Genomic DNA, 18068 nt, shown 5'->3' on the forward strand with positions numbered 1-18068 from the left:
CGCGCACCTGGTACAGCAGGGCGCCGTCAGGCGCCCTTTTTTTACAGTTCGAGCACGATGCGCTGGCCGCAGGCGCGCGAGCAGCAGCTCATCATGCGATTGCCGGCTTCGCGTTCGGCCCGCGTCAGCACAACGTCGCGATGGTCGATCTCGCCCTGCAGGACCCGCACTTCGCAGGAGCCGCAGAGCCCTTCCTCGCAATCGCTCTGGACGTCGATGTTGGCCGCCCGCAAGGCATCGAGCAGCGTCTGGTCGGCCCGCACCGGGATCACCAGGCCGGAGTCTTTCAGTTCGGCCTCGAAGGCGTGCTCCTGGCTTGGATCCAGCTTGCCCAGGGTCGACTGGAAATGCTCGACCTTCAGGCTGTCTTCGGGCCAATGCGCACAGGCTTGCGCCAGCCCCTGCAGCATGCGTTCGGGGCCGCAGGCATAGATCTGCGTGTCGGCCTGCGGTTGCGCCAGCAGGGCGGCGAAATCGTTGCGCTGGCCTTGCGCGCCGATATAGAGCCTGAGGCGCTCGCCGTGCAAGGCGGCGAGTTCGTCCAGCAGCGCCATGCTGGCGCGCGAGCGTCCGCTGTAGTGCAGGGTGTAGTCGATGCCCAGTTCACGGGCGCGGCGCGCCATGGCGCTGATCGGCGTGATGCCGATGCCGCCGGCGATGAGGATCAGGCGGCGGGCCGTTTCATCCAGGCGGAAGTGGTTGCGCGGGCCGCGCACGCGCAGGCGCATGCCCGGTTTCACATGCTCGTGCACCCAGGCCGAGCCGCCGCGGCTCTCGGCTTCGCGCAGCACGGCCACCCGCAGGCGGCTCGGGTCGGCGGGATCTCCGCAAAGTGAATACTGGCGCGAGATGCCCGTGTCGCCGCATTCGATATCGATATGCGCGCCGGGCGCCCAGCGCGGCAGCGCACGGCCGTCCAGCGACGCCAGGGTCAGCAGGGCGATGTCTTCGGCAGGATGTTCGAGCGCCTCGACCATCAGGGTGCGGCTGATGGTTTGCGCCGAGGGCTCGCCGATGCGCACCGGTTGCTGTTGCGTGAGGATCTCCGGGCGCAGACGCTCGGGGTTCTGGGCCGGGTCCCATTCGACCCACAGATGTTCGGGTCCGCGGAATGAGGTGTTGGCCACATAAGTGAAGCGCTGCTCGGCCAGCCGCATGTGCGGCAGGCGGCGCGTGAACTCCTCCAGGAAGATCTGGATTTCCATGCGCGCCAGGTTCTTGCCCATGCATTGATGCGAACCATAGCCGAAGGTCAGCTGGTCGCTGGCGTTTTCGCGCCGGATGTCGAACAGGTCGGCATCGGCGAAATGGCGCTCATCGTGGTTGGCCGACGCGCTGACAATCAACAGCTTGGCGCCTGCCGGCACGGCGACGCCGGCGATTTCCGTATCGCGCGTGACCAGGCGGCGCCAGGCCGCCACCGATCCGTTGTGGCGCAGGCATTCCTCGACAGCGTTGGGGATCAGCGACGGGTCTTCGCAGAGTTCGCGCCAGGTTTCGGGGTGCTGCAGCAGGAGCTTGAGGGCGTTGGCCGAGGCGTTGGCCGTGGTCTCATGGGCTGCCACGATGCCGGCCATCATCATGGAATGCAGGTAGGAGTCGGTGACGACTTCCGGATATTCGCGCTGCTTGCGGATGCCATATTGCATCCAGCCCGGCTCGTCCGGCGCCTGGCGCATCTTGTCCAGGATCTTGCCGGCGAGCTGCCAGAAGTTGCCCACGGCATGGGCCACGGCCACCTGTTCCTGCGGCTCGGGCCGGCCCCAGGTATTGACGGTGTGCGCAATCGAGTACTGGCGCAACAGGTCCATGTCTTCCTCGGGCACGCCGAGAAAGTGCAGGGCTACCGTCAGCGGCACTTCCCAGAGCATCTGGTCCACCAGATCTGCGCGGCCGTCATTGATGAAGCGATCGACGTACTCGCGCGTCAGGCGCCGCACCATGGGCTCGTGGTGAACCAGGGCCTGGGGCGTGAACGGCTCCATCAACACGCGCCGGCGTGGCATGTGGGCCGGCTCGTCCTCATTGACCAGGGTGCGGTTCATGGCGTAACCGTACGAGGCCAGCACCTCGTTGGCCTGCGGTCCCGTGGGGGTGATCTTCTCCAGCGCGATCGAGGGGCTGAAGGTTTCGTTGTCGCGGAAGATCGCCTTGACGTCTTCGTAGCGGCTCACCACCCAGTAACCCAGCTTCGGGCTGTAGAACACCGGCGCCTGTTCGCGCGCCCAGCGCAGGTATTCCGGCGGGTCCTGCTGGTAACCGTCGCCGAAGGGATCAAAATCGGCGGCACGTTCGGCCACATGGGCCGGACAGCCGCGCGCACGCGCCAGCGCCACATGATCGACGGGACAGCCCGAAGCCAGGGTGGTGGGGTCAGACATGGTATTGCTCCGCAAAAGTGCTTGACGGCAGGTGCGCCATCAGTCCAGCTTGATGTTCAGATCCTTGATCAGCTTGTGCCAGCGGCCGCGCTCCTGCTCGAGCAGATCGCGATATTCGGCCGGCGTGTTGGCCACCGGCTCGATGCCGAAGTCCACCAGCTTCTGGTGGGTGGTCGGTTCATTGATGGCGGCCACCAGTTCGCGGTTGAGCTTGTCGATCACCGGCGCGGGTGTAGCGGCCGGGACCACGATGCCCACCAATGCCGCGGCCTGCACGTCGTCGTAGCCCAGCTCGGCGAAGGTCGGCACATCGGGCAATTGCTTCAGGCGGGTGGGGTTGGCCACGGCCAGCGGACGTACCTTGCCGCCCTGGATGAAACCCGCGCCGGCAGCCAGGTCAACCATCATTGCCGGCACCTGGCCGCTGGCGACATCGGTCAGGGCAGGCGCCGCGCCGCGGTAAGGCACGTGCACCAGTGGCACGCCGGTCTTGACCTTGAGCAGTTCCATGGCCAGGTGGTGGGGGCTGCCCGCGCCTGCCGAGGCATAGTCCAGCCCCTGCGGCCGCGACTTGGCTTCCGTCAGGAAGCCCTTGACGTCGGTGGCCTTCAGGCCCGGGCCTGCCACCAGGATCATGGGAAAGCGTCCCATGAGGGTCACCGGGGCCAGATCCTTCACCGGGTCATAGGACAACTGTTGGTACAACGCGGGGTTGAAGACCAGGGTGCCGTTGTCGGCCGACAGCATTGTGTAGCCGTCGGGGGCGGCGCGGGCGGTTTCCGAGGCGCCGATGGCAGTGTTGCCGCCCGGCTTGTTGTCGACCACGATGGTCTGGCCCATGCGCGAGGACAGCCCCTGGCTGACGGTACGTGCCAGCACATCCGAGCCACCGCCGGCCGCATAGGGCACGACCCAGCGCAAAGGCTTGGAGGGATAGGTGTCGGCGGCCACGGCCGACAGACTGGCCAGCGGCAGGGCGGCCAGGGTCAGCACGCGCGCAAAGCGTGCAATAGGACGAGCAATGGACATGGTTGTCTCCGTGGGAATAGCCCGGCTGGGCGCCGGGCGGTTTTTATGCGTAAATAATATACGCATTGCGTAAATTTACAATCCGGGTTTCGCCGCAGGCAGCCAGGGGTTACGCTCACGGGCTTTTGTGTCGGGGCGCCTCAGGGGCCCCGTGCCGCCTTTCCCACGCCAGTGTTGGAGTGCCATGTCCGTCATCCCCAGTCTTCCCGACCCCGCTCTGCGGGCCCGCGATCGTCGCCAGCGCGTGCAGGCTGCCGAAACCGGCATGGCCGTGCTCAAGGGCCTGGGCCAGTTGGGCGGGCGGGCCAGCCTGACGCATCTGGCCGCGCACGTGACCGAAAGCCCGGCCAAGGTGCATCGCTATCTGGTGAGCCTGATGGAGGTGGGGCTGGTGGCGCAGGACGCTGTCAGCCAGCAGTACTACCTGGCCCTGGAAACCCTGCTGCTGGGCCTTGCCGCCATGCGCCAGGCCGACCCGATCCGGCTGGCCGAAGCGGCCCTGGTGCGTCTGCGCGAAGAGCTGGAGGTGACCTGCTTTCTGGCCGTGATGGGCAACAAGGGGCCGACCATCGTGCGTTTCGAAGAGCCCGGCCTGCCGGTGACCGTCAACGTGCGGGCAGGCTCCGTGCTGCCGATGCTGTGGTCGGCCACCGGCCGGGTGTTGCTGGCCACGTTGGACGAGCCTGCCGTGCGTGCCCAGGCGCAGGCCGAGCTGGCGGCGGCCACCGCCGAGCAACGCGCCATGCTGGATGCCGAGGCGCCCATTGCCGCCTTGCAACGCAGTGTGCTGGCCCAGGGGTGCGCGGTGGTGCGCGACACCAACCTGCGCGGCATCAGCGCAGTGGCCGCCGCGCTCTATGACTACAACGGACGACCCTGCGCGGTGCTGACCGCACTGGGCGCGACCGGCGGCTTTGACGCTTCGCCCGATGGCCCGGTGGCTCGGGCGGTCTGTCGCGAGGCCCAGGCCATCAGCGCGCTGCTGGGGCACGACGCGAGCCGCTGAGCGGCGATATTTGCCTGCGGGCGAGGGGCCGTCATCGCTTCCGGCGCCATCGTCACCCGCGATGTCGCGCCACTACGCCGTCGTGGCCGGCAATCCGGCCCGCGAGGTGCGCCGGCGTTTCGAGCCTGCCGTGATCGAGCGTCTGCTGGCGCTGGACATCTATGGCTGGGAGGCCGCCAGATTCGAAGCCTGGAAGCCGGCCAGCGATCTGGACGCGCTGTGCGCGGCGGCGGCGCGTTACGACGCAGTCTGATGCGGCTGTACAAGCGTCTGCGTCAGCCAGTCCAGGGCGGCCTGCACGGCCGGCATGGGGGCCGCGTGGCGTCGGTAGACGGCGGCGATCGCACCGAAATGCGCCTGCATGCGCAGCGGCAGGATGCGTATCAACCCCTGGCGTTCGTGGTAGCGGGCAATCGCCAGCGGCATGGCGGCCAGCCAGTCGCTGTGACACACCTGCGCCAGCGTGGCCAGCAGCGAGTTCGACTGCATGCGGGCCGCCGGCAAGGTCAGCCCGGCCGGCTCGAAGGCCTGGGCCAGGCGTTCGCTCATCATGGTGCCGGGCAGGGGCAGCACCCAGGGCAGGGCATGCACCGAAGCCAGGGTCAGTGCGTCCGCCCCGGCCAGCGGGTGGTCTGTCGCGGCTACCACGCAGATGGGTTCGTCGTATAGCCGCAGCGAGGCGCAGCCGGCCGGCAGCGCCCGTCCGCCCAGCCGGCCCAGCACGATATCCAGTTCGCCATGGTCCAGCTTGTGCAGCAGGTCGTCCAGCACGCCTTCGAGCAGTGTCACCTCCAGCGCCGGCAATTGCCCGCACAGGGCATTGATGAGTGGGGGCGCGACCGTGGCCGCAGCCGAGGGCAGCGTGCCCAACCGCAGCAGACAGTGCCCGCGCAACTGGGCGGCCTGCAGTTCGGCCTGCACGCGCACCGCCGAGCCCAGTGTGTGGCGGGCATGCAGGATCATCACCTCGCCGGCAGGCGTGGGTTGCGTGCCTTGCGGCGTACGCGAAAACAGCGTGTAGCCCACTTGCTCTTCGAGTTGCAGCAGGGCTTTGGAGGCCGCCGGCTGAGACATGTGCAGCCTGTCGGCGGCCCGGCCCAGATGGCGCGTGTCGTCCAGCGCGATCAGCAGTTCGGCATGGCGGGGCTTGAGGTGCGTGCCGGGGCGTGCGGACATGGCCTTCATGCCTGGATGGTTATGTTGGGCTGAGTTTATTTCATTATCCGCCGCCTTCTGCCTCACCCATACTGGGCCTGCCGTCATGCGCGGCGTGGAAGGAGACACCCAATGAAAGCAATCAGAATAGGGGCGGCGCTGTGTATGAGCGCGCTGATGCCGGTGCAGGCCTGGGCAGCCGATTATCCGGCGCGGCCGGTGCAGCTGGTGGTGCCGTTCGCGCCGGGCGGCGCCGTCGATGTGCTGGCGCGCCAGCTCGCGCAGCGCCTGCAGGCGAAGGGTTACACCCTGGTGGTCGAGAACCGGCCGGGTGCGGGCGGCAACATCGCCGCCGGCGCGGTGGCGCGTGCCACGCCCGATGGTTACACCCTGCTGATGGGGACGACCAACACCCATGGCATCAACAGCGCGCTGTACGCGACCATGCCGTATGACCCGCTGCGCGATTTTTCGCCGGTGGGCCTGGTCGCCGAGAACGTGGTCGTGCTGCTGGCCAACCGGGATTTCCCGGCGGCCACCCTGGCCGAGGCCGTGCAGCAGGCGCGCGAGCATCCCGGCCGCTACACCTATGCCTCGCCTGGCGTGGGCACGGTGCACCATCTGGCGATGGAGCAGCTCAAGCAGGCGGCAGGCCTGGATGTCGTGCATGCCGCCTACAAGGGGGCGGGGCCGGCTATGAGCGATCTGGTGGCCGGGCACGTGCCGCTGATGATCGGCGGCATCGCGCCGGCCCTGCCGTTTCTGGCGGACGGCCAGGTGCGTGTGCTGGGCGTGGCCAATCATGAGGCTTATCCTGCCTTGCCGCAGGCGCCCTTGTTTGCCAGCGTGGCGCCGGGCGTGGGGGTGCAGTCCTGGATCGGCCTGTTTGCGCCGGCCCGTACGCCCGATGCGGTGGTGGGGCGCCTGAGCGCCGATCTGCGCGCCGTACTCGAGGATCCTGCTTTCGCGGCGACGCTGCAGCCGCTGGGCATGACGCCGCGTCCCATGAGCCCGCAAGCCTTCGCAAACATGCTGAGCGAGGACATGCCCAGGTGGCGCGCCGCGGTGCAGGCCTCGGGGGCCGCGCAATGAACCGGCGCGCCGTGAATTTTCTGCTGTTCATCACCGACCAGCATCGCGCCGACCACCTGGGCGCCTATGGCAACCCGGTGGTGGCCACGCCGCAACTGGACCGTCTGGCCGCCCAGGGGTGGCGCGCCGAAAACATGCACGTGGCCACGCCCATCTGCATGCCCAACCGCGCCAGCCTCATGACCGGGCGCTATCCCTCCACCCACGGGGCGCGCCACAACGGCATTGCCCTGTCGCTGCGCAGCCGCACCTTCGTGGATCGCCTGCGCCAGGAAGGCTGGCGCACCGGCGTGGTCGGCAAACTGCATCTGCAGAACATGACCGATATCGCTCCTTCGTGGCCGGTTCGGGCCGAAGACCGCCTGCCGCTGGAGGCGCTCGAGGCCGACGCCAGCGGGCGCTACGACCAGGAAAAGCGGCGTCTCTGGCTGGAGCGCGACGACTATGATCTGAGCTACCCCTACTATGGTTTCGAGCAGGCGGACGTGGTCGATGATCATAGCGACCAGCCGCATGGCCACTATCGCTATTGGCTGCGCCGCCATCATCCCGAGGTCGAGGCCTTGATCGGCCCCGGGGCCGCGATCCCGGCGCCTGACTACGTGCTTGCACAGATCGGGCAGGCCTGGCGCACCCGCGTGCCGGAAGCGCTGTACCCTTCGGCCTACATCGCCGACCGCAGCATCGAGAAACTGCGCGAATACGCCCAGGGCGACGCGCCGTTCTTCCTGCAATGCTCGTTTCCCGACCCGCACCATCCCTTTACCCCGCCAGGGCGCTATTGGGATATGTATCGCCCGCAGGACATGGCGCTGCCGGCCTCCTTTGACAACCCGCATCCCGCGCCGCCCCACGTGGCATGGCTGCGCGCCCAGCGCGACGGCGGCCGGGCCGTCAAGCATACGCCGGCCATCTTCGCCTGCGATGCGCGCGAGACGCGCGAGGCGCTGGCCCTGAATTACGGGTCGATCAGCAACATCGACCATCAGATCGGCCGCGTGCTGGCCGAGCTGCAGGCCAGCGGCCTGGCCGACAGTACCGTGGTGATCTTCACCAGCGACCATGGTGACTATCTCGGGGATCATCAACTCATGCTCAAGGGGCCGATCCATTACCGGGGCCTGACGCGCGTGCCGTTCATCTGGCGCGATCCGGCCGGGAGGCGGGGCGGGCAGGCCAGCGACGCCCTCCTCAGCACCATCGACATCGCGCCCACCATCCTGGCCCGCGCCGGCGTGCAAGCCTACAACGGCATCCAGGGCCAGGACATGGGTCGCCTCATGGCAGGCGACGACAGTGGCCGCCGCGAGGCGCTCCTGATCGAGGAGGAGGGGCAGCGCGTCATCCTTGGCTTTGATCGGCGCATCCGTTGCCGCACCCTGCTCTCGGAAGGCTGCCGCCTGACGCTCTACGATGGGGCCGCCTGGGGCGAACTCTACGACCTGCGCCAGGATCCGCACGAATTGCGCAATCTGTGGGACGACCCGGGCAGCGTCGCCTTGCGCGCCCGTCTGACCCAGGCGCTGGCCTATGCCATGCTCCATCACGTCGACACCAGCCCTTACCCTACGGCGCTGGCCTGAGGGCGGGGCGGCTGCGGCTTCTGCCAAGCGCGCAAAGCGTCGCACCGTGGGCGCCGGCAAAGGGACGGTCGTCGATACTGGCGGCTTTGCCTGGGCGAAGAGAGGGCGTCATGACGCTTGCCGTGCTGTCGAGTTGCACCCTGGCCGGTTTGCAGACCCATGCCGTGCGGGTCGAGGCGCACCTGGGGGCGGGCTTGCCGCTATTCACCGTGGTGGGCCTGCCCGACGTCGAAGTCCGCGAGAGCCGGGAGCGGGTGCGCGCTGCCATCGTCAATAGCGGCTTCGCATTTCCGTCCGGGCGCGTCACCATCAATCTGTCGCCGGCCGATTTGCCTAAGGCCTCATCGCGATTCGATCTGCCCATTGCCGCCGGCATCCTGCTGGCATCCGGGCAGATCGTCGCGCCGTCGGAAGAGGGCGCTTGCCTGGTGCTGGCCGGCGAGCTCTCCCTGTCGGGTGAACTGGTGCCGGTGGCCGATCCGCTGGCGATCGCGCTGGGCGTGGCGCGTGCCGATGCGGGCGCGCGCCTGCTGCTGCCGGCGGCCAGCGCGGCCGAGGCGGCGCGCGTGCCGGGCTTGCTGGTGTATGCCGCCACCAATCTGGCGCAGGTGGCGGCCCATCTGGCCGGGCGCGAAAGCCTGCCGCAGGCAACCCCTTTGCCCCGGCCTGAGGCCCAGGCGCTGCCTTGTCTGGCGGATGTGCGCGGCCAGCCGGGCGCGCGGCGGGCGCTGGAGATTGCCGCGGCCGGCGGGCACAGTCTGCTGATGTGCGGCCCGCCCGGCGCAGGGAAAAGCATGCTGGCGCAGCGTCTGCCGGGCTTGCTGCCGCCGCTGCCGGATCTGGCCGCGCTCGAGGTGGCCGCGATCGCCCGGTTGGCCGGCGTGGCCGCAGCGCCTTTCGGGCAGGCGCCGTTTCGCGCGCCTCATCACGGGGCCACGCCGGCCGCATTGATCGGCGGCGGCTCGCCGCCCCGGCCCGGCGAGATCTCCCTGGCGCATCAAGGCATCCTGTTCCTCGATGAGCTGCCCGAGTTCGAGCGTCGCGCCCTGCAGGCCCTGCGCGAGCCGCTGGAGGCCGGCGAGGTGGCGTTGGCGCGGGCCTCGGCGCATGTGCGGTTCCCGGCGCGGTTTCAGCTGGTGGCGGCGATGAACCCCTGCCCTTGCGGCTGGCGCGGCCATCCCGGGCGGCCCTGCCGTTGCCGGCCCGAACAGATCGAGCGCTATGTCGCGCGGCTGGGTGGGCCCCTGCGCGACCGCATCGACCTGCATCTGTGGCTGCCGCCGGTGGCGCCCGAGCGCCTGGGCGAAGCGCCGGGCGAGCCTTCGGCGGTGGTGCGCGAACGGGTGCAGGCCTGCCGTGCCCGGCAAATGGCGCGCCAGGGTCAACTCAATGCCCGTCTGCAGGGGGCCGATCTGCTGCGTCACGCCGGCCCGGATGCGGCCGCCAGTCGCTGGTTCGCCCAGGCGTTGCGGCGTCTGGGGGCCTCGGCGCGGGCGGCCCACCGGCTCTTGCGGGTGGCGCGCAGCATTGCCGACCTGGCGGGCGAGCCCGGGGTGGCGCAGGCGCATCTGGCCGAGGCATTGCAGTACCGCGATACGGGCGGCGAGGGTTAGCGGCCGGGCCAGGGCGGGTGCTTGCAGAATCGGCGCCACAAGTAGCTCGACAATATTATGGAAATCGCCATATAATCAAAGGCTTTTCCGGCATCTGTCTTTGGAAAACGCAGTCTTTGCGGCCTTTTTTGCGCCGCCAGGCATGCGGGGTCGATCAGGCCCTGCCCGTCTGGTTGCGCAAAAAAGCGTGCAAAAGAGGGCGGAAAGACCAAAATAGACAGCGACTTGGCGGGGAATCAAGGCGGCGGCATCGGGGCTTTATGGCCCGGGTCAGGCGGCTTGGTCTTCCGGGTGCCGGAGGGAAAATAGAATTGGCGCGGGTCCGTAAGTATTGATGCCAGATCCTCTTGGGCGGCTAGATCACCTGTTGCCATGTATATCAACAACCTGTTTTAGGACTCATCATGCCCAAGATGAAGACCAAGAAAAGCGCTGCCAAGCGCTTTAAGGTCCGCGGCAGCGGCTCCATCAAGCGTGGTCAGGCGTTCAAGCGTCACATCCTGACCAAGAAGACCACCAAGAACAAGCGCCAGCTGCGCGGTTCGACGGCGGTTCACGACTCCGACATCGCCTCCGTCAAGGCGATGATGCCGTTCGCTTGATAAGGGAGATTCAATATGCCTCGCGTTAAACGTGGTGTTACCGCCCGCGCCCGTCACAAGAAAGTCATCGCCGCCGCCAAGGGTTACCGTGGCCGTCGTGGCAACGTATTCCGCATCGCCAAGCAGGCGGTCATGCGCGCCGGGCAATATGCCTACCGCGATCGCCGCAACAAGAAGCGCACCTTCCGCGCTCTGTGGATCACCCGTATCAACGCCGCCGTGCGTGAACAGGGCATGAGCTACAGCGTGTTCATCGCCGGCCTGAAGAAGGCTTCGATCGAACTCGACCGCAAGGTGCTGGCCGATCTGGCCGTGCACGACAAGGCGGGTTTTGCCGCCATCGTGCAACAAGCCAAGGCTGCGTTGGCTGCCTGATCACGCTTACGCATCGCGGATCGCTGCAAACGGGGCTCGTTGGGCCCCGTTTGCGTTTTGAAGGCTGACTTTCATGACTCTACCGGTTGACGACCTGATTTCCCAGGCGCAAGAACGATTCGCCGCCGCCACCGATGCGGCAGCGCTGGAAAATGCCAAGGCACGATTTCTAGGCAAAGAGGGCGCCCTGACGGTGCTGCTCAAGGGCCTGGCGCAACTCGATCCGGCCGCCAAGCGTGAAGCCGGCGCCCGCATCAACCAGGCCAAGCAGAAGGTCGAGGAACTGCTCAATGCCCGCCGAGCCGAGCTCGCGCAGGCCGAGCTGAACGCCCGGCTGGCCTCGGAAACCATCGATGTCACGCTGCCCGGCCGAGGCCGCGCCGCCGGCGGCATCCATCCGGTCATCCGGACCTGGGAGCGCGTGGAAGCCATCTTCCGCTCCATCGGCTTTGACGTGGCCGACGGCCCCGAAGTCGAAAACGATTGGACCAATTTCACCGCGCTGAACAATCCGCTGGACCATCCGGCGCGGTCCATGCAGGATACCTTCTATGTCGATATGAAAGACAGCGAAGGCCTGCCGCTGCTGCTGCGCACGCACACCAGCCCCATGCAGGTGCGTTACGCCCGCATGCACAAGCCGCCCATCAAGGTGATCGCGCCGGGGCGCACCTATCGCGTCGACAGCGACGCGACCCACTCTCCGATGTTCCACCAGGTCGAAGGCCTGTGGATTGCCGAAGACATTTCGTTTGCCGATCTCAAGGGGGTCTATACGGACTTCCTGCGCTGCTTCTTTGAAAGCGACGATCTGGTGGTGCGTTTCCGCCCCTCGTTCTTCCCGTTCACGGAGCCGTCGGCCGAGATCGACATGATGTTCACCTCCGGCCCCAACCGTGGCCGCTGGCTGGAAATCTCCGGCTCGGGCCAGGTGCACCCGCAGGTGGTGCGCAATTTCGGCCTGGATCCGGAGCGCTACATCGGCTTTGCCTTCGGGTCGGGCCTGGAACGCCTGACCATGCTGCGCTATGGGGTCAATGACCTGCGTCAGTTCTACGAAGGCGATTTGCGCTTCCTGCGCCAGTTCAACGAATAAACACGGCAGATCATGCAATTTTCCGAATCCTGGCTGCGCTCGCTGGTCAATCCGGCCATCGATACCGATGAACTTGCGCATCAGCTCACCATGGCGGGGCTGGAAGTCGAAGAAACCAAGCCCGCCGCACCGCCTTTCAGCGGCGTGGTAGTCGCCCGCATTGCCGAGATCGCGCCCCACCCGGACGCCGACAAGCTGCGCGTGTGCAAGGTCGATGACGGCAGCGGCGAACTGCTGCAGATCGTTTGTGGCGCACCGAACGCGGCCGCCGGCCTGGTGGTGCCGTTGGCGCGTGTGGGGGCCGAACTGCCCGGCGGCATGAAGATCGGCACCGCCAAGATGCGCGGCGTGGTGTCCTCGGGCATGTTGTGCTCGGCCCGCGAGCTGGGTCTGTCCGAAGACCATGGCGGCCTGCTGGAGTTGCCGGCCGATTTCGTGCCCGGCACCGATATCCGCCAGGCCCTGGACCTGAACGACACCCTGATCGAACTCAAGCTCACGCCCAACCGTGCCGACTGCCTGTCGCTGTACGGCGTGGCGCGCGAGGTGGCTGCGCTGACCGGCGCTGCGCTGAAGTCGCCCCAGGTGCCGGCCGTGCCGGTGCAGATCGACGACCGCCTGGCCGTGCATGTGCAGGCGCCGGATCTGTGCGGGCGTTTCGCCGGGCGCGTGATCCGCGGCGTGAACGCGCGCGCAGCCACGCCCGAGTGGATGAAGACGCGCCTGGAGCGTGCCGGGCAGCGCTCGCTGTCGGCGTTGGTGGATATTTCCAACTACGTCATGCTGGAGCTGGGCCGCCCCACGCACGTGTTCGACCTGGACAAGGTGCAGGGCGACCTGACGGTGCGCTGGGCGCGCGCCGGTGAGCGGCTCGAATTGCTCAGCGGCACCACCGTGTCGCTGGATGAAAAAGTCGGCGTGATCGCCGCCGGCGAAATCGTCGAAAGCCTGGCCGGCATCATGGGTGGCGAGGCTACCTCGGTGACGCTGGACACGCAGAACATCTATCTCGAAGCCGCCTTCTGGTGGCCCGAAGCCATCGCCGGGCGCGCGCGTCGCTTCAAGTTCAGCTCCGAAGCCAGCCATCGTTTTGAGCGTGGCGTGGATTTCGGCAACATTCCCGAGCACCTGGAAATCATCACCGCCCTGATCCTCGAGATCTGCGGCGGCCAGGCCGGCCCGGTCGATGACCAGATCATCAACCTGCCCAAGCGCGAACCGGTGCGCATGCGCCTGGCGCGTTGCCATCGGGTGCTGGGCGTGGCGGTCAGCCGCGACGAGGTGGCCCAGATCTTCACCCGCCTGGGCCTGCCCTTCACGCAGGAGGGCGATGACTTCATCGTCACGCCGCCTTCCTATCGCTTCGACCTCGTCATCGAGGAAGACCTCATCGAGGAAGTGGCGCGCATCTACGGCTTCGAGCGCATTCCGACCCATCCGCCGGTGGCTCGCGCAGCCATGCACGCCACGCCCGAGGTGCGTCGCGGCCAGCACGCCCTGCGCCGCGAAGTCGCCGCCAGGGACTACCAGGAAGTGGTCAACTACAGCTTCGTGGAGGCCGACTGGGAGCGTGACTATGCGGGCAATACCGATCCGGTGCGCCTGCTCAATCCCATCGCCAGCCACATGTCGGTGATGCGTTCGAGCCTGATCGCCGGCCTGGTGGCCATCATCCGCCATAACGCCAACCACAAGCAGTCGCGGGTCCGGTTGTTCGAGCTGGGCCGGGTGTTCCAGCGCGATGCGCAATGTGCCGATGGCCCCTTGCAGGTGGCTGGCGTGCGCCAGCCGCTCAAACTCGCCGCTGCCGCCTGGGGGCCTGCCGCTGAAGAGCAATGGGGCCAGCCCACCCGTCAGGTCGACTTTTTCGATGTGAAGATGGACGTCGAGGCCTTGTTCGGCAAGCGTGCCGCGCAATTGCGTTTCGTGGCCGACAGCCATCCGGCGCTGCACCCGGGGCGTTCGGCGCGCATCGAACTGGAGGGCCGCGCGGTCGGCTGGATCGGCGAGCTCCATCCGCAATGGGCCCGTCAGGCCGATCTGGCGCACGCGCCTGTGGTCTTCGAGCTGGACGTCGACGCCCTGTGCGATGGCGAGTTGCCAGACGTGCGCGAGATTTCGCGCCAGCCCGTGGTGCAGCGCGATCTGGCGCTCTGGGTGGCCGAGAGCGTGACGGCGCAGGCAATGCTCGATACCATTGCTCAAACCGTGCGCCAGGACCCGCAATTGTCTGTGGTGCAGGATGTCCGTCTCTTTGACGTCTGGCGCGACAAGCAGCAGGCGGATCCCGCCCGGCCGGAGAAGAGCCTCGCCTTCCGTTTCTGGCTGCAGGACACTGCCGCCACGCTCGACGAGGCGCGTGTTTCCGAGTGCGTCAATCGCGTCAAGGAAGCCCTGGTCAGCGCGCATGGCGCGCGCCAACGGGTTTGAACAAGGGGTCGCTATGCTTGCCGAACCGCGTACGCTCACCAAGGCCGAACTGGCCGAGCTGCTCTTTGAGCGGGTGGGGCTGAACAAGCGCGAAGCCAAGGACATCGTGGATACCTTCTTCGAAGAAATCCGCGAAGCCCTGGCTCGTGGCGACTCCGTCAAGCTCTCGGGCTTTGGCAACTTCCAGGTCCGGGACAAACCCCCGCGTCCCGGACGCAATCCCAAAACCGGCGAGACCATTCCCATTGCCGCAAGGCGTGTGGTCACCTTCCATGCCAGTCAGAAGCTCAAGAGCATCGTCGAGCACAGCGGCAACGCCGCCAGCACTGACGATGACGAGCCGGCGGCGTGATACGCTTGTTAACGGTCGGCCGTCGTCACGCGGCATAGAATCCATCCATGACGAAACCTGAAACCACTGCTACGCTTCCGCCCATTCCTGCCAAGCGCTATTTCACCATCGGTGAAGTCAGCGAGTTGTGCGGCGTCAAGCCGCACGTGTTGCGCTACTGGGAACAGGAATTCACCCAGCTCAAGCCGGTCAAGCGGCGCGGTAACCGCCGCTATTATCAGCATCATGAAGTGCTGCTGATACGTCGCATTCGTTCGCTGCTGTATGAGCAGGGCTTCACCATCAGCGGCGCGCGCAACCGTCTGGGCGATGCCCGCGACAACCCGCAGGACAGCGCAGAAGCCGCCGTGCGTCTGTCGCCGGCCGAGCTGCAGTCCCTGCGCAACGAGCTGGACGATATCTCGGCCATGCTGGCCCAGGCCATCGGCAGCCCGGCCAGCGCCTGACCGCCGCCTGTTGCCGGCCGACAAACCCCGCGCTCGTCGCGGGGTTTGTCTTTTCCGGCACATGGTTTCAGATGGGCGCCCGAAAAAAAGGGGAGGGCGGATCCGTTGCGCGGGGCGCGCGCCTTCTTTTGTTGATAAGCTGCCGCGCAAGGTTGCGGATCGGGCCCCTGTTTTTGATGCGGCGGGAAAACGTTTCACATGATTTTGCGCAAATTTTGCGCAAAATAGCCGTCCAGGCGATGAAAGTTGCACGATTTTTGAGCAGAGAGCCAAAATAAATGCGTTTTCCAAGAAAAAAACCGGAAAACAGCGTGCAACCCGAAAATTGTTCTGCTATACTTTCTTTCTCTTTCGGGGCGTAGCGCAGCCTGGTAGCGCACTTGCATGGGGTGCAAGGGGTCGCGAGTTCGAATCCCGCCGTCCCGACCAGAAAGACCAAACGGAGCCAGTGATGCAAATCACTGGCTCCGTTTCCTTTTGCGGTGCCGTTTTTTCTGGGCGCCGTTTTTTATTCCGGTTCGGTTTCCTTTTGCCGCTCGTTTCCCGGCTATGGCGGCATGCCATGGCCCGTGTTTCCTGTCTGCGATCCGGCGTCGGCATCGGGCGGTGTGGCGGCCCGACACGTTTGGCTCTCGCAGGCCAGGCGCAGCCTTGCGGGCTGCGCGCCTGCCGAGGCGTCAGGTCCGGTTGGAAGCGTTCTTGAGACCGACGTAGAACGGCACGGGGGACAGCGCGAGCGCCAGACCGAGCAGATAGGGCAGGCCCGCGTGGGCATAGCCAAAGGGCGCCAGGAGAATGTTCAGGGCATAAATCACGGTGCCGGCGCGATTGCTCATCAGCGAATTGACCCATGAAATGATCAGCCACCCATAAGCGGCGATGGCCAGAGGGATGGCGACGATGGCTGGCGCATTCCATCCTGTGGCCCAGGCCAGCGCCGGGGCCAGGCCCAGGATGGCAGCGATGAGGTTCGCCAGGCTCAGGGTGAGACTGCCGAAGAGGGCGATGGAAGGCAGCTTTTTGAGCATTGGGTGGGGAGTCCGGGGGCGGTGTTTTCCTGGCCTGCCAAGCAGGGCGGGCTGCTGGATTCTACAGGCCCGGTCCTGGCGTTGTCATCGCAGGTGTCTGGTCCCCTCGGCCGCGGCAGCGCGGCATCGGCGCAGCACCCTGACAAATACGAAAGCCGCCAGGCCTGCGCTTGTGCTGCGGCGGCGAGTATGGTGCAGTGACGGCCTGCGATGGACAGCCAGCCCGGCCGCCCGGATCATGCCGGCGGGCGGGGCGGCGCAGCCAGCGGCATGATGGGCATCACAGGAGCGAAAACATGGTGCAGGAACGCTTGAAATCGGAATTGACGGTCGGAGACATCATTGGCAATGGCATTGTCTGGATTCTGCTCACGCTGGTGACCTTCGGTCTGGCTGTGTTTGTATTCCCCTACTACATGCAGAAGTTCATCATCAATCGTACGGTGATGATCGACCAGGGCGGCCGCCGCACGGGCCGCCTGGTATGCACGATAGATTTCGCCAGCATTATCGGCAATGTCGTCATCTGGACGTTGATTTCCATCGTGACCTTGGGCATCGGCTATTTCATTTTTCTCTACAAGATCAATGCCCACTGCATGGATCACACCGTGGTGGAGCGTTTCACTGGCTGATCTCCGGGCGGATGCCTTGCTGCACGATGACGCCGCCTGCGGGCGGCGTTTTGCATGCGCGCCTTGAACAAATATTCATTTGGATGTGAGCCGCAGTGTCCGTAGATTGAGGCGTGGACCGAATGGTCTTCGGTAGTTTTTGCCAGTCGGCTCTGTGCCGCTTGCGCAGTTGCAAACGGCATTCCCAGCAACATCGAAAACCAAGGAGACCCGATATGCAGCAGGCATTTCGAAGCCGGATTGCTTTGCCGATGTTCACCGCCCTGATGACGCTGTGCGCCGCGCACGGCAGCAGCGTGGCGGCCAGCAACTACCCGGCCGTGCCGGTCGAGATCATCGTGCCTTTCTCGGCCGGAGGGGATGCGGATCAGTCGGCGCGCAATCTCGCTGCCAGCGCCCAGGCAAGTTTCAGCAAGCCGCTGGTGGTCATGAACCGGGGGGGCGCCAACGGCGTCATCGGTTCGCAGTTCGTGAAGAACGCCAAGCCGGATGGGCATACCTTGCTGCTGGCTCGTGTCGGCCCGCAGATCCTGCTGCCCGCCCTGCAGCCATCGACCACGCCGTATCGCTGGGATGATTTCACGTTCATCGGCATGCTGGAGTCGAACCCCATCGTCTGTGTGGTGCATCCGGAAAGCGACTACAAGGAGTTCAATGATCTGGTGCAAGCCCTGCGCTCCCGGCCCGGGAGCCTGGCCTACAGCCATCCGGGGGTGGCAACGATACCGAATCTGACGCCGCAGCTGCTTTTCGGCTTGCTGGGGCTGGGGCCTGATGCCGCCATCAATGTTGCCTACAAGGGAGGCGGCGAGGCGGCGATGGCGGTGTTGAGCCGGGAGGTGGATTTCTCCTGTGGCAATCTCAGTTCGTTGATGGGCAATATCAATGCCGGCCGCCTGCGGCCGATTCTGGTGACCACCCAGAAACGCCTGGATCGCTTTCCGTCGGCGGTGACCGCAAGGGAGGCCGGCTATCCCGATCTGGAATCCATGCAGGGTTGGAGCGCGCTCTATGGGCCGCCGGGCATGGAGCCGGCTGTGGTGCAGCAGTGGGCCGAGGTGCTGCAGACGCTGGCGAAGAATCCGAAGTGGCTGGCGGGCAATGAGAACTTCGGCGGCATGCCCAATGTGCTCTCGCCGGGCGAGACGCGGGAGTTTGTGCAGCACAGCGCCCAGGTCATGCAGGACATCATCAAAACCAGCCAGTTGAAGACCGAGTGAGTTCATCCACCCCCGGCAACGGGGG

Annotated in this window: 16 protein-coding genes, 1 tRNA gene and 1 pseudogene; 14 read left to right on the plus strand and 4 right to left on the minus strand. The window is 66.2% G+C overall.

Going from position 1 to position 18068, the window contains the following annotated elements:
• Window positions 1-41: 41 nt before the first annotated feature.
• Window positions 42-2381, minus strand: a complete 2340-nt coding sequence (locus tag A7V84_RS16135; protein WP_025514690.1) for a cytochrome P450/oxidoreductase — start codon at window positions 2379-2381, stop codon at window positions 42-44.
• 39 nt (window positions 2382-2420) lie between these two features.
• Entirely contained in the window at window positions 2421-3410 is a 990-nt protein-coding gene (locus A7V84_RS16140; RefSeq protein ID WP_033534867.1) for a Bug family tripartite tricarboxylate transporter substrate binding protein, read from the minus strand.
• Between the two features lie 184 nt (window positions 3411-3594).
• Between A7V84_RS16140 and A7V84_RS16145 the strand changes: the two genes are divergently transcribed.
• Together A7V84_RS16145 and A7V84_RS21780 are read left to right on the plus strand one after the other, a co-directional pair.
• Window positions 3595-4416, plus strand: a complete 822-nt coding sequence (locus A7V84_RS16145; RefSeq protein ID WP_033534866.1) for an IclR family transcriptional regulator — start codon at window positions 3595-3597, stop codon at window positions 4414-4416.
• Window positions 4417-4434: 18 nt separating this feature from the next.
• A pseudogene (locus A7V84_RS21780) lies at window positions 4435-4538 on the plus strand (CatB-related O-acetyltransferase); the annotation flags it as partial.
• Window positions 4539-4653: 115 nt separating this feature from the next.
• On the opposite strand, the gene A7V84_RS16155 reads toward A7V84_RS21780, so the two are convergent.
• Entirely contained in the window at window positions 4654-5592 is a 939-nt protein-coding gene (locus tag A7V84_RS16155) for a LysR family transcriptional regulator (RefSeq protein ID WP_063492635.1), read from the minus strand.
• 111 nt (window positions 5593-5703) lie between these two features.
• Between A7V84_RS16155 and A7V84_RS16160 the strand changes: the two genes are divergently transcribed.
• From A7V84_RS16160 to A7V84_RS16205, 10 genes are all read left to right on the plus strand, one after another.
• On the plus strand, window positions 5704-6663 hold the full coding sequence (locus A7V84_RS16160; RefSeq protein ID WP_025514700.1) for a Bug family tripartite tricarboxylate transporter substrate binding protein: 960 nt from the start codon (window positions 5704-5706) through the stop codon (window positions 6661-6663).
• Window positions 6660-8246, plus strand: a complete 1587-nt coding sequence (locus A7V84_RS16165) for a sulfatase family protein (protein WP_063492349.1) — start codon at window positions 6660-6662, stop codon at window positions 8244-8246. The genes A7V84_RS16160 and A7V84_RS16165 overlap by 4 nt, the downstream gene beginning before the upstream one ends.
• 110 nt (window positions 8247-8356) lie before the next feature.
• Window positions 8357-9859 (plus strand): YifB family Mg chelatase-like AAA ATPase, encoded by a 1503-nt coding sequence (locus A7V84_RS16170; RefSeq protein WP_033534865.1) that lies wholly within the window; start codon window positions 8357-8359, stop codon window positions 9857-9859.
• Window positions 9860-10263: 404 nt separating this feature from the next.
• The gene (rpmI, locus tag A7V84_RS16175; protein WP_025514706.1) at window positions 10264-10461 is read left to right on the plus strand and encodes a 50S ribosomal protein L35; all 198 of its coding nucleotides are present in this window, start codon (window positions 10264-10266) and stop codon (window positions 10459-10461) included.
• A 15-nt stretch (window positions 10462-10476) separates the two neighbouring features.
• Window positions 10477-10836 (plus strand): 50S ribosomal protein L20, encoded by a 360-nt coding sequence (rplT, locus tag A7V84_RS16180; protein ID WP_025514708.1) that lies wholly within the window; start codon window positions 10477-10479, stop codon window positions 10834-10836.
• A gap of 73 nt (window positions 10837-10909) precedes the next feature.
• Window positions 10910-11932 carry a phenylalanine--tRNA ligase subunit alpha gene (gene pheS, locus A7V84_RS16185; RefSeq protein WP_025514710.1) on the plus strand — a complete coding sequence of 341 codons (1023 nt, stop codon included), beginning with the start codon at window positions 10910-10912 and terminating at the stop codon, window positions 11930-11932.
• Window positions 11933-11944: 12 nt separating this feature from the next.
• Complete coding sequence (gene pheT / locus A7V84_RS16190; RefSeq protein WP_025514711.1) at window positions 11945-14362, plus strand: phenylalanine--tRNA ligase subunit beta; 2418 nt, start codon at window positions 11945-11947, stop codon at window positions 14360-14362.
• A gap of 13 nt (window positions 14363-14375) precedes the next feature.
• Window positions 14376-14714, plus strand: a complete 339-nt coding sequence (locus A7V84_RS16195) for an integration host factor subunit alpha (RefSeq protein WP_033534916.1) — start codon at window positions 14376-14378, stop codon at window positions 14712-14714.
• A gap of 47 nt (window positions 14715-14761) precedes the next feature.
• Window positions 14762-15160, plus strand: a complete 399-nt coding sequence (locus A7V84_RS16200) for a MerR family transcriptional regulator (protein ID WP_063492348.1) — start codon at window positions 14762-14764, stop codon at window positions 15158-15160.
• A gap of 352 nt (window positions 15161-15512) precedes the next feature.
• Window positions 15513-15589 (plus strand) — tRNA-Pro (locus tag A7V84_RS16205).
• 248 nt (window positions 15590-15837) lie between these two features.
• Here A7V84_RS16205 and A7V84_RS16210 read toward each other — a convergent pair.
• A complete protein-coding gene (locus A7V84_RS16210; RefSeq protein WP_063492347.1) occupies window positions 15838-16188 on the minus strand; it encodes a hypothetical protein in 351 nt (116 codons plus the stop codon).
• A 296-nt stretch (window positions 16189-16484) separates the two neighbouring features.
• Here A7V84_RS16210 and A7V84_RS16215 point away from each other — a divergent pair, with 296 nt between their 5' ends.
• On the plus strand, window positions 16485-16823 hold the full coding sequence (locus A7V84_RS16215; protein WP_025514716.1) for a DUF6693 family protein: 339 nt from the start codon (window positions 16485-16487) through the stop codon (window positions 16821-16823).
• A 251-nt stretch (window positions 16824-17074) separates the two neighbouring features.
• On the plus strand, window positions 17075-18043 hold the full coding sequence (locus A7V84_RS16220; RefSeq protein ID WP_101605279.1) for a Bug family tripartite tricarboxylate transporter substrate binding protein: 969 nt from the start codon (window positions 17075-17077) through the stop codon (window positions 18041-18043).
• The last annotated feature ends 25 nt before the right edge of the window (window positions 18044-18068 follow it).

Origin of the sequence: Bordetella trematum (genome assembly GCF_900078335.1) — a bacterium.
GTDB lineage: Bacteria > Pseudomonadota > Gammaproteobacteria > Burkholderiales > Burkholderiaceae_B > Bordetella > Bordetella trematum.

What these genes read in the sequence shown, in the direction of transcription:
- A7V84_RS16135 (WP_025514690.1), bottom strand. Translation starts at nt 2,381, where the DNA reads ATGTCTGACCCCACCACCCTGGCTTCGGGCTGTCCCGTCGATCATGTG.
- A7V84_RS16140 (WP_033534867.1), bottom strand. Translation starts at nt 3,410, where the DNA reads ATGTCCATTGCTCGTCCTATTGCACGCTTTGCGCGCGTGCTGACCCTG.
- A7V84_RS16145 (WP_033534866.1), top strand. Translation starts at nt 3,595, where the DNA reads ATGTCCGTCATCCCCAGTCTTCCCGACCCCGCTCTGCGGGCCCGCGAT.
- A7V84_RS16155 (WP_063492635.1), bottom strand. Translation starts at nt 5,592, where the DNA reads ATGTCCGCACGCCCCGGCACGCACCTCAAGCCCCGCCATGCCGAACTG.
- A7V84_RS16160 (WP_025514700.1), top strand. Translation starts at nt 5,704, where the DNA reads ATGAAAGCAATCAGAATAGGGGCGGCGCTGTGTATGAGCGCGCTGATG.
- A7V84_RS16165 (WP_063492349.1), top strand. Translation starts at nt 6,660, where the DNA reads ATGAACCGGCGCGCCGTGAATTTTCTGCTGTTCATCACCGACCAGCAT.
- A7V84_RS16170 (WP_033534865.1), top strand. Translation starts at nt 8,357, where the DNA reads ATGACGCTTGCCGTGCTGTCGAGTTGCACCCTGGCCGGTTTGCAGACC.
- rpmI (WP_025514706.1), top strand. Translation starts at nt 10,264, where the DNA reads ATGCCCAAGATGAAGACCAAGAAAAGCGCTGCCAAGCGCTTTAAGGTC.
- rplT (WP_025514708.1), top strand. Translation starts at nt 10,477, where the DNA reads ATGCCTCGCGTTAAACGTGGTGTTACCGCCCGCGCCCGTCACAAGAAA.
- pheS (WP_025514710.1), top strand. Translation starts at nt 10,910, where the DNA reads ATGACTCTACCGGTTGACGACCTGATTTCCCAGGCGCAAGAACGATTC.
- pheT (WP_025514711.1), top strand. Translation starts at nt 11,945, where the DNA reads ATGCAATTTTCCGAATCCTGGCTGCGCTCGCTGGTCAATCCGGCCATC.
- A7V84_RS16195 (WP_033534916.1), top strand. Translation starts at nt 14,376, where the DNA reads ATGCTTGCCGAACCGCGTACGCTCACCAAGGCCGAACTGGCCGAGCTG.
- A7V84_RS16200 (WP_063492348.1), top strand. Translation starts at nt 14,762, where the DNA reads ATGACGAAACCTGAAACCACTGCTACGCTTCCGCCCATTCCTGCCAAG.
- A7V84_RS16210 (WP_063492347.1), bottom strand. Translation starts at nt 16,188, where the DNA reads ATGCTCAAAAAGCTGCCTTCCATCGCCCTCTTCGGCAGTCTCACCCTG.
- A7V84_RS16215 (WP_025514716.1), top strand. Translation starts at nt 16,485, where the DNA reads ATGGTGCAGGAACGCTTGAAATCGGAATTGACGGTCGGAGACATCATT.
- A7V84_RS16220 (WP_101605279.1), top strand. Translation starts at nt 17,075, where the DNA reads ATGTTCACCGCCCTGATGACGCTGTGCGCCGCGCACGGCAGCAGCGTG.